14 protein-coding genes are annotated in these 9,377 nt (G+C 65.2%); 12 read left to right on the forward strand and 2 right to left on the reverse strand.

Annotation, left to right across the window (positions count from 1 at the left end):
• Window positions 1–730 (forward strand): UDP-glucose 4-epimerase GalE (galE, locus tag H2052_RS17580; protein ID WP_293784813.1); only part of this gene is annotated, 730 nt, incomplete at its 5' end.
• Between the two features lie 4 nt (window positions 731–734).
• Here the strand turns inward: galE and H2052_RS17585 are convergent.
• The gene (locus tag H2052_RS17585; protein WP_293784816.1) at window positions 735–1,544 is read right to left on the reverse strand and encodes a metallophosphoesterase family protein; all 810 of its coding nucleotides are present in this window, start codon (window positions 1,542–1,544) and stop codon (window positions 735–737) included.
• A 65-nt stretch (window positions 1,545–1,609) separates the two neighbouring features.
• Here H2052_RS17585 and ykgO point away from each other — a divergent pair, with 65 nt between their 5' ends.
• Window positions 1,610–1,735 (forward strand): type B 50S ribosomal protein L36, encoded by a 126-nt coding sequence (gene ykgO / locus H2052_RS17590; protein WP_050599643.1) that lies wholly within the window; start codon window positions 1,610–1,612, stop codon window positions 1,733–1,735.
• Window positions 1,736–1,787: 52 nt separating this feature from the next.
• Complete coding sequence (locus H2052_RS17595) at window positions 1,788–2,378, forward strand: HAD family phosphatase (RefSeq protein ID WP_366484641.1); 591 nt, start codon at window positions 1,788–1,790, stop codon at window positions 2,376–2,378.
• Window positions 2,379–2,632: 254 nt separating this feature from the next.
• Here the strand turns inward: H2052_RS17595 and pyk are convergent, their stop codons facing one another.
• Complete coding sequence (gene pyk, locus H2052_RS17600; RefSeq protein ID WP_293784852.1) at window positions 2,633–4,078, reverse strand: pyruvate kinase; 1,446 nt, start codon at window positions 4,076–4,078, stop codon at window positions 2,633–2,635.
• A 191-nt stretch (window positions 4,079–4,269) separates the two neighbouring features.
• Here pyk and H2052_RS17605 point away from each other — a divergent pair, with 191 nt between their 5' ends.
• The 9 genes from H2052_RS17605 to H2052_RS17645 all read left to right on the forward strand — a co-directional run bounded on the left by H2052_RS17605 (window position 4,270) and on the right by H2052_RS17645 (window position 9,211).
• Window positions 4,270–4,584 (forward strand): DUF1244 domain-containing protein, encoded by a 315-nt coding sequence (locus tag H2052_RS17605; protein WP_293784854.1) that lies wholly within the window; start codon window positions 4,270–4,272, stop codon window positions 4,582–4,584.
• Window positions 4,585–4,657: 73 nt separating this feature from the next.
• Window positions 4,658–4,900 (forward strand): DUF2312 domain-containing protein, encoded by a 243-nt coding sequence (locus H2052_RS17610; RefSeq protein WP_293784856.1) that lies wholly within the window; start codon window positions 4,658–4,660, stop codon window positions 4,898–4,900.
• Window positions 4,901–5,176: 276 nt separating this feature from the next.
• Window positions 5,177–5,674 (forward strand): (2Fe-2S)-binding protein, encoded by a 498-nt coding sequence (locus tag H2052_RS17615; protein WP_293784858.1) that lies wholly within the window; start codon window positions 5,177–5,179, stop codon window positions 5,672–5,674.
• A complete protein-coding gene (locus H2052_RS17620; protein ID WP_293784859.1) occupies window positions 5,671–6,432 on the forward strand; it encodes a xanthine dehydrogenase family protein subunit M in 762 nt (253 codons plus the stop codon). Before H2052_RS17615 ends, H2052_RS17620 begins: the two co-directional genes overlap by 4 nt.
• Window positions 6,429–6,749 carry a heavy metal-binding domain-containing protein gene (locus H2052_RS17625; protein WP_293784861.1) on the forward strand — a complete coding sequence of 107 codons (321 nt, stop codon included), beginning with the start codon at window positions 6,429–6,431 and terminating at the stop codon, window positions 6,747–6,749. Before H2052_RS17620 ends, H2052_RS17625 begins: the two co-directional genes overlap by 4 nt.
• Before the next feature lie 71 nt (window positions 6,750–6,820).
• Window positions 6,821–7,564 (forward strand): YebC/PmpR family DNA-binding transcriptional regulator, encoded by a 744-nt coding sequence (locus H2052_RS17630; RefSeq protein ID WP_293784863.1) that lies wholly within the window; start codon window positions 6,821–6,823, stop codon window positions 7,562–7,564.
• Window positions 7,561–8,058, forward strand: a complete 498-nt coding sequence (ruvC, locus tag H2052_RS17635) for a crossover junction endodeoxyribonuclease RuvC (protein ID WP_293784874.1) — start codon at window positions 7,561–7,563, stop codon at window positions 8,056–8,058. The genes H2052_RS17630 and ruvC overlap by 4 nt, the downstream gene beginning before the upstream one ends.
• On the forward strand, window positions 8,055–8,663 hold the full coding sequence (ruvA, locus tag H2052_RS17640; RefSeq protein WP_293784866.1) for a Holliday junction branch migration protein RuvA: 609 nt from the start codon (window positions 8,055–8,057) through the stop codon (window positions 8,661–8,663). Before ruvC ends, ruvA begins: the two co-directional genes overlap by 4 nt.
• A gap of 14 nt (window positions 8,664–8,677) precedes the next feature.
• Window positions 8,678–9,211, forward strand: coding sequence for a DsrE family protein (locus H2052_RS17645; protein WP_293784869.1), 534 nt, complete (start codon window positions 8,678–8,680; stop codon window positions 9,209–9,211).
• Window positions 9,212–9,377 lie beyond the last annotated feature (166 nt).

The following is a 9,377-nucleotide window of genomic DNA, read 5'->3' on the forward strand; positions in this document are numbered from 1 at the left end:
GCTCAAATATTACCGCAACAACACCGCCGCGAGCCGCACGCTGATCGAATCGGCGGTCAGGAACGGCGTGAAGCACTTCATCTTCTCGTCGACCGCTGCAGTCTACGGCATCCCCGACCACACGCCCGTGGACGAAGAGACGCCGCGCGTGCCGATCAACCCATACGGCACGTCGAAGCTGATGACGGAGTTCATGCTGGCAGACGTCGCGGTCGCGCACCCGATCAATTATGCCGCGCTTCGCTACTTCAACGTCGCGGGCGCGGATCCGGCCGGGCGCACTGGCCAGTCCACGGCGGGGGCGACGCATCTTATCAAGGTCGCGGTCGAGGCGGCGACGGGCAAGCGACCGCACGTATCGGTTTTTGGCACCGACTATGCGACGCCCGATGGCACCGGCGTGCGTGACTATATCCACGTCAGCGACCTTGCGGCCGCGCACGTGCTGGCGCTTGCCTGGCTCACCGAGCGCCCGGAGGAGTCCGTGACGCTCAACTGCGGTTACAACCGCGGTTTCTCCGTGCTTGAAGTGCTGGATGCGGTGGAACGCGTGTCCGGCCGCAAGATCGAGCGTCGCATGGAGCCGCGCCGTGCGGGCGATCCCGACGCGCTCGTTGCCGAGAACGCGAAGATTCTCGATGCCTTCCGCTGGCAGCCGCGCCACGGAAATCTCGACACGATCGTCACCCATGCGCTTGCATGGGAGGAGAAGCTCGCGGCCCGCGGCTGACCCTTCAGGTGGAGAGAAAGCGGCGCGAATCGCCTTCAAGCACCATCGCCGTGAGGCGCCCGGTGGCGTAGGCGCCAGTATCGATGCCGGTGCGGTTCGCTTGAGCATCGACATCGCGCGTGATCGAATGGCCGTGGACGACGTGGAAGCCGTGGTCGCCCTTGTGTTCGAGGAACGCCTCGCGAATCCAGATGAGATCGCGCTGGCGCTGCTCCTCCACCGGCACGCCGGGGCGGATGCCCGCGTGGACGAAGAGATAGTCCCCGGCCCGGCGCATCAGTTCGAACGATTCGAGAAGCTCGAGGTGCGTGCGCGGCATCACCTCGCGGAGCGCGCCGAGTGCGGCGGCCTCGTCGTCGCCGAACGCGAGCGCAGCAGGAAGACCGTAGCTCGCCAATGTCTCGCGTCCGCCGTGCTTGAGCCAGGCGGGATAGAGTGATTCGTCTTCGCGCGGGCGGTCGCTGACAAGATGCGAGAGGATTGATTCGTGGTTGCCCTTGAGCAGAGTCCAGCGCTGGCCTTGCGGCGGGCCCTCGGCGAGCCGGTCGAGTACCGCCGCCGACGCGTTGCCACGGTCCACATAGTCGCCAAGGAAGACGATCTCCGAATCACCGCTCCAGCCTTCAAGATCGGCATCGATCTGGACGAGCAGCGCGTCCAAAAGGTCGCGGCGGCCGTGAATGTCGCCAATCGCGTAGAGGCGCAGGCCCTCCGGTAGGCGGTCGGTGCGTTTCGGACGGGATCGGAAGCGGGAGAGCATGGCGCCCATGTAATGCACACGGCGCGCCGGGCAAGCCGGAAGCCTTGACTTCATGCGGTTTGCCCCGTAGGGACGCGCGCTCTTGAACAGCACCAGAATCAGTTTCGCAGGCGGAAAACATGAAGATCCGGAACAGCCTCAAGTCCCTGAAGGGACGTCATCGCGATTGCCGCGTCATCCGCCGCCGCGGCCGCACCTATGTGATCAACAAGACGAATCGCCGCTTCAAGGCGCGCCAAGGCTGATTCTTCGCTGCTGCATCTTCCGCTACTGGCCGAAGCTGCGATCGACGCCGTCATCTTCGATGTCGGCGGCGTTCTTTATCACTGGCACCCGCGCTATCTCTACGAAAAGCTGATCCCGGACCGGGACCGGCTCGAATGGTTCTGCGCCAACGTCGTGACGCCGGAATGGCATTTCCAGCACGACGCCGGGCGGCCCGCCGCCGAAACCAGCGCCGAACTGATCGAAGCCTTCCCCGCCGAGCGCGACCTTATCGAGGCCTATGTGCCGCGCTGGCTGGAAACACTGCCGGGGCCGGTCGAGGGCATGATCGAACTGGTGCACGCGCTCGCCGACCAGGGCGTGCCCCTTTACGGCATCACCAACTTCTCGCACGAGTTCTGGCCGCGATTCGCCTCAACCGAACCGGCGTTCGCCCGCTTCCGCGACATCATCGTGTCGGGTGAGGAACGGCTGGTGAAGCCTGATCCCGCCATTTTCGCGCTGGCGAAGCGCCGCTTTCCGGTGGACCCGGCGCGGGCGTTGTTCATTGACGATCGCGACGACAATATCGCCGCCGCGGAAGCGGCAGGTTATCGCGGTCATGTGTTCACCGATGCGGTGCGCGCGAGAGCGGCGCTGACGGCGCTGGGGTTGTCGCTCTGAGGTTGGCAGGGCGGCGCGGCGATCACGGGTGCGGAAAGCAGGACCGGCGTCGCGAACAGTGCAAGTCCTGCTGACCCCGCGCCAAGCAACAGCAGGTCGCCATGAAGTTTGCGCATGATGAAAACATCCTGAAATCGTGCCTGATGAAGCACGGCTACAGGGCGGTCGTCAGATAAGCGTCAAAATGGAAACGACGGAGGCGAAACAATTCTGTGCGCGTGTTTTCGCGCGTACGGAAATTGATTTGCAGCGGCCTATTTTCGGCCCTTCAGTTCATCGCCGGTAAGCCGCGCGATGTGGAGCACGTTCGTCGAGCCCGGCGTGCCGAAGGGAACCCCGGCCATGATGATGATTCGGTCGCCGCCGCTCGCGACGCCGGCGCGTAGCGCCATGCGCTTGGCCTTGTTCACCATCTCCTCGAAGTCGTTCACATCGCGCGTATGAACCGCATGGACACCCCAGAGCAGGCCGAGCTGGCGCGCGGTCGCGAGCTTCGGCGTCAGCACCAGAAGCGGCACGTTGATCCGCTCGCGGCTGGCGCGCCGTGCCGTGGAGCCGGAGGTCGTGAAGCAGCACACCGCGCGCGCCGATATGGTCCCGGCGATCTGCCCCGCCGCGCCCGAAAGTGCGTCGGCGGTCGTCGGTTCGAGCAGCGTTTCGGTGAAATGCACGCGCCTTGCGTGCTCGGGATCGGTTTCGACCGCGCTCGCGATCGCGTCCATCATCCGCACGGCTTCGACAGGCCATGCGCCTGCCGCCGATTCGGCGGAGAGCATGACGGCATCGGCGCCGTCGTAAACGGCATTGGCGACGTCGCTCACCTCCGCGCGCGTCGGCGTCGGCGAGGTGATCATCGATTCGAGCATCTGCGTGGCGACCACGACCGGGCGTCCCGCCTTGCGCGCAGCCTGCACGATGCGCTTCTGCGCCATCGGCACCGCCTCGGGCGGCATTTCGACGCCGAGGTCGCCGCGCGCGACCATGACGGCGTCGGCAATTTCCAGAATCTCGGTGAGGCGGTCGAGCGCCTGCGGCTTTTCGATTTTCGCAAGAAGCTGCGCGCGCCCGCCAATGAGCGTCCGCGCCTCAGCGACGTCCTCTGGGCGCTGCACGAAGCTGAGTGCGATCCAGTCGACGCCCGCGTCGAGCGCGAAATCGAGGTCGCGGCGGTCCTTCTCCGTCAGCGCGGCGAGCGGTACCACCGCGTCGGGGACGTTGAGGCCCTTGTTGGACGACAGGCGCCCGCCCACCATGACCTCGGTTTCGATTTCCTCCGGGCTCACCGCGAGCACGCGCAGCGCCACCTTGCCATCGTCGATAAGCAGCCGGTGGCCAGGCTCGCTGGCACCGAAAATCTCGGGGTGTGGCAGGAAGGCGCGCACGGCGCTGCCGGGGGTATCGAACCGGTCGAGCGTGAAACGCTGGCCGTTCTTCAGTTCCACGGGAGCATCGAAGCGGCCGATGCGGATTTTCGGCCCCTGCAGATCGGCAAGGATCGTCATCGGCCGCGCGGTTTCGCGTTCGAGCGCGCGGATATGGCCCACGACCTCGGTGTGGCCCTCATGCCCGCCGTGGCTCATGTTGAGCCGGAACGCGTCCGCTCCGGCGAGATAAAGCGCCCGAATCTGTTCGTAGCTGCTCGAGGCGGGCCCGAGCGTTGCGAGAATGCGGACCTTGCGGCGGCGCGGCTCTATCTTCATGTGACCCCTTCGCAGTGCGTGCGCGCGGATACCCCTAGAGCCTGATCGTTTGAGAGGGAAGCGCGGTGCGCTTTCCTCTCAAACGTGAATCAGTCTCTAATCTATAGATGAGGCAGCGATTCACGTTTCAGGCTGAAGAAGCCTGAAACGATCGCGGCCGAGCATTACGCTTGTGGGTGCAAAGACAGGAGATGGCGATGGCAATCGAAGACAGCGTGCGGACCGAAATGGAAGCGGCGGCGTTCCGGCGGCTGGTTGAGCACCTCCGACATCGCACCGACGTGCAGAATGTCGACCTCATGGGCGTCGGCGGCTTCTGTCGCAACTGTCTCGGCGACTGGCTGCAGGAGGCGGGCGCGGCGCGCGGTGTGACGCTCGGCAAGGACGAAGCGCGCGCGCTCGTCTACGGAATGGACCCGGGGGACTGGAAGGAAAAATACCAGACTCCGGCAACCGACGCGCAGATGCGCCGCATGGACGAAAGCGTCGCGAAGAACGCACACTGAGCCGCCTTGCGGAAGCGGGCGGCGCGACTTACCAACCCGCCTCCGATTTCTTCATCCATGATTCGAGGCAGGCATGACCGACAACGTATCAGTCGAACAACTCCGTCTTTTTATCGAGCGCATTGAGCGTCTTGAAGAAGAGAAGAAGGGCATCGCCGACGACATCAAGGATGTCTACCTCGAAGCGAAGAGCCAGGGCTTCGACCCCAAAACGATGAAAACCGTCGTGCGCCTGCGCAAAATGGATAAGAACGCGCGCCAGGAAATGGAAGCGCTGCTCGATACCTACAAAGCGGCGCTCGGCCTCGAGGAGTGACACGTGCGTCCCGTTGCGGGACGCGCGATGCACGGACCGTCCCGTTCCGGGACGGTAGGCCGACAGCACAAATTAGTCGATCTCAATAAAATCAATATCTTGAGATTCTGGCACGGCGCTTGCTGTTCTCTGGACAGCCGCCGGCGCCACGGCCCCGGCAAAGGCGGCGACCCAACCTGGCGGTGGTCAATGACCCCGATTGCCTCCAGGCGAAAACCCTGAGTTGAGCGGCGATACCACGGCCCCGGTATCGCCGCTTTTCTCGTTTCAGGCGGCTTGGCGCATCGCATCCGCACCGATACTATCCCGCCCATGCAAATCAGCCTCACCGTCAACGGCTCCCGCCGCGAGCTCGACGTGGAACCGACGATGCTGCTCGTCGAAATCCTGCGCGATCAATTGCGCCTTACCGGCACGCATATCGGCTGCGACACCAGCCAATGCGGCGCGTGCAACGTGCTGCTGGACGGCAAGGCGGTGAAGAGCTGCACGGTGATCGCCGGGCAGGTGGACGGCTGTGCGGTGACGACGATCGAGGGGATCAGTGCGGACGGCGCGCTGCACCCGATGCAGGCGGCGTTTCGCGAGGCGCACGGGCTGCAATGCGGCTTCTGCACGCCGGGCATGGTGATCGCAGGGATCGCCATCGCCGCGCGGCACGGGCCGGACGTGGACGAGCAAACCATCCGTCACGACCTTGAAGGCAATCTCTGCCGCTGCACGGGCTACACCAATATCGTGAAGGCGATTCGCGCGGGAGCGGCGGCACTGTGACAGGCTATTACCGGCCGTCGAGCCTTGCCGAAGCCGCCACGTTCCTCGGCGGAGGTGGTGACGTCGCCTGCCTGGCGGGTGGGCACACGCTGATTCCGGCGATGAAATCGCGCCTCCGCGCGCCCGATGCGCTCGTCGATCTCGCGCACGTGCCCGGGCTTTCGGGCATATCGCGCGAAGGCGACCGGGTGTGGATCGGGGCGATGACGTGCCATGCGGATGTTGCGAAGGCCGCGCCGATCCCAGCGCTTGCGCGGCTCGCGGGCGGCATCGGCGATCCGCAGGTGCGAGAGCGCGGCACGCTCGGCGGCAGCGTCGCGAACAACGATCCGGCGGCGGATTACCCGGCGGCAGTGCTGGCGCTGGATGCCGTTATCGAAACGAACCGTGGCACGCATGCGGCGGGCGATTTCTTCCTCGGCATGTTCACAACCGCGCTCGAAGACGCCGAGATCATCACGCGCATTGGTTTCCGCGTGCCGCAGGGGGCAGCCTATGCGAAGTTTGCGCACCCGGCCTCGCGCTACGCGCTCGTCGGTGTGTTCGTGGCGCGCTTCGCGGAGGGTGCGCGTGTTACCGTGACCGGCGCGGGGCCGGGCGTGTTTCGCTGGACGGACGCGGAAGTCGCGCTCGACACAGGCGGCGCACTGCCGGCGCTTGCGCCGGACAATCTCAATTCCGACATCCACGCCGGCGCCGAATATCGCGCGCATCTCGCCGGCGTGATGCTGCGCCGCGCACAGGGAGACATGGCATGATCCTTTCCACCACCCCCACCATCGAAGGTCGCCCAGCGACCAAATACCACGGCGTCGTCACAGGCGAAGCGATCCTCGGCGCGAACATTTTCCGCGATCTCTTCGCGGGCATCCGCGACATCGTCGGCGGGCGCGCGGGTTCGTATGAAACCGTGCTGCGCGATGCGCGGCAGCAGGCTCTCGATGAACTGGCGGCAGAAGCGCAGCGGCTTGGTGCGAACGCCGTTGTCGGCATCGATCTCGACTACGAAGTGCTGGGGCAGGGCGGATCGATGCTGATGGTTTCGGCGTCGGGAACGGCGGTTACCGTTTCCTGAACATTGCCAGTAGCGCCCTCGCTCGCGTAAAGACCCGGCCACATTTCCAGAAACCGGCATGAACGAGTCCCATGGCAGGCCATTCCAAATTCAAGAACATCATGCACCGCAAGGGCGCGCAGGACAAAAAGCGCTCGGCGATGTTTTCCAAGCTCTCCCGCGAAATCACCGTCGCGGCCAAGATGGGCACGCCCGATCCGGACATGAACCCGCGCCTGCGCGCTGCTGTGATGGCGGCGAAGGCGCAGTCGATGCCCAAGGACAACATCCAGCGCGCGATCGACAAGGCGAGCGGCGGCGATGTCGAGAACTATGAAGAGATCCGCTACGAGGGCTTCGGTCCCGGCGGCGTATCGCTGATCGTTGAGGCGCTCACCGACAACCGCAACCGCACGGCGACGAATGTGCGCACGATCTTTTCGAAGAACGGCGGCAATCTCGGCGCTTCGGGATCGGTGAGCCACGGCTTCGACCGCATGGGCCTTATCGAATATGCGGTGAAGGCGGGCGACGCCGAAAAGGTGTTCGAGGCGGCTCTGGAAGCGGGCGCGGAGGATGTGCAGTCGAGTGAAGACGGCCACGAGGTCTGGACCGCGCAGGATGCGCTGCACGAGGTCGCGAAGGCGCTCGAAGCCGTGCTCGGCGAGCCGGAAGCCGCGAAGCTCGCGTGGCGGCCCCAGACGATGGTGTCCGTTGCGGAAGGCGATGCGGGATCGCTCCTCAAGCTGATCGACGCGCTCGACGACGACGACGATGTCCAGACCGTTTCGGGCAACTACGAAGTGTCGGACGACGTAATGGAGAAACTCGGCTGATCATTCTCGGAGTCGATCCGGGGCTGAACGCCACCGGCTGGGGCGTGATCCGGGCCGAGGGTAACCGCATCTCGCACATCGCGCACGGCACGCTGCGCATCCCGGCGGACATGCCGATGGCGGCGCGGCTCTCGGCGCTTTACACGGGGCTTGCGGGCGTCGTCGCGGAAAGCGGCGCCGGGACGGCCGCCGCCGAAGAGGTGTTCGTCAACAAGAACCCGCAATCGACGCTGAAGCTTGGGCAGGCGCGCGGCGCGGTTCTCGCGGCGCTCGCGGGCTCGGGGCTGGACGTCGCGGAGTATGCGACGCGGCTGGTCAAGAAAGCGCTGGTGGGTACGGGCGCTGCGGAGAAGGATCAGGTGCGGGCGATGGTCGAGCGGCTGATGCCCGGCGTGAAGATAGCGAGCGCTGACGCGGCCGACGCGCTTGCGGTCGCGATCTGCCATGCGCATCATCAGGCGAGCGCAAAGGCGCTGGGGGAATACGCACGATGATCGCCAAGCTGAAGGGCCTGCTCGACACAGTCAACGCAGACGCTGCGGTCATCGATGTGAACGGGGTCGGGTATCTCGTCTCGGCGTCGACCAAGACACTTGCGTCACTTGGCGGCGCGGGCGCGGCAGTGACGCTGCATATCGAGACGCATGTGCGCGAGGATGCGATCCAGCTGTTCGGCTTCGTGACCGAACGCGAGCGCGACTGGTTCCGGCTGCTGCAGACGGTGCAGGGTGTCGGTGCGAAAGTGGCACTGGCGATCCTGTCGGTGCTGACGCCGGATGAAATCCATGCCGCCATCGCCAATCGCGACAAGACGATGGTGGGCCGCGCGAGCGGCGTCGGTCCGAAGCTCGCCGAGCGCATCGTCAACGAACTGAAGGACAAGGCCGGCGGCATCGCGGGCGTGGCGATCCCGATCGGCGGCTTTGCGCCCGCTCTGCCCGCAGGCGGTATCGCCGCGGACGCGCTCTCCGCACTCGCCAACCTCGGCTATAAACCCGCCGAAGCGAACCGCGTCGTAACGGCGGCCATGGAGGAAGCCGGAGCGGGCGCCGATGTCGGGACCGTCGTGCGGCTGGCGCTCAAGAAAGCCGCACGGTGATGAAAGGAACGTCAATGCGCGGGCTGATCCCGGTTGCACTCATGATGATGACCGCCGGCACCGCCCAGGCAGAACCGTTTCGGCCCGGCCCGGTCTTTTCGGACTTCGGCAAGATCGCACCGGTCGAATCCGATCTCCTGATCCCGAAGGACACCGTTTTCAAGGTGGCGTTCGATGTCGCCAAGGGCGCGGATGCGGGCGAGATCAATCGCACGTTCGACAGCGCGGGCCGTTTCATCAACATGCATGTCGCGGCGGGCGTTCCGCTGGAAAACATCCACCTGGCGATCATCGTGCACGGCACCGCCGGTTGGGACGTGACGAACGATAAGGTTTACCGTGCGCACAACGGGGACAAGCCGAACGGTTCGGCTGCCGTTGTCGCCGCGCTTCTGGAGCGTGGGGTCGCGGTCTACCTTTGCGGACAAAGCGCAGCACGCATGGGGGTGACCAAGGCGGATCTGTTGCCCGGCGTGAAGCTTTCGCTTTCGGCGATGACGGCCCATGCCCTGCTTCAACAGCAGGGATATACGCTGAACCCGTTCTGATGCAGCTGCCCGTCGAAGGCTCGACAGGCGCGGCCGGCTATCGCATGGAGACGGCGTGACGGATCAGGAACGCATCGTAAGCTCTCAGCGTACCGGCGAGGACGTGGATGCCGCGCTTCGGCCGAAGCGCGGCATCCACGTCCTCGCCGGTACGCTGAGAGCTTAC

This window comes from Sphingosinicella sp. (genome assembly GCF_013911755.1).
Classification (GTDB): domain Bacteria; phylum Pseudomonadota; class Alphaproteobacteria; order Sphingomonadales; family Sphingomonadaceae; genus Sphingosinicella.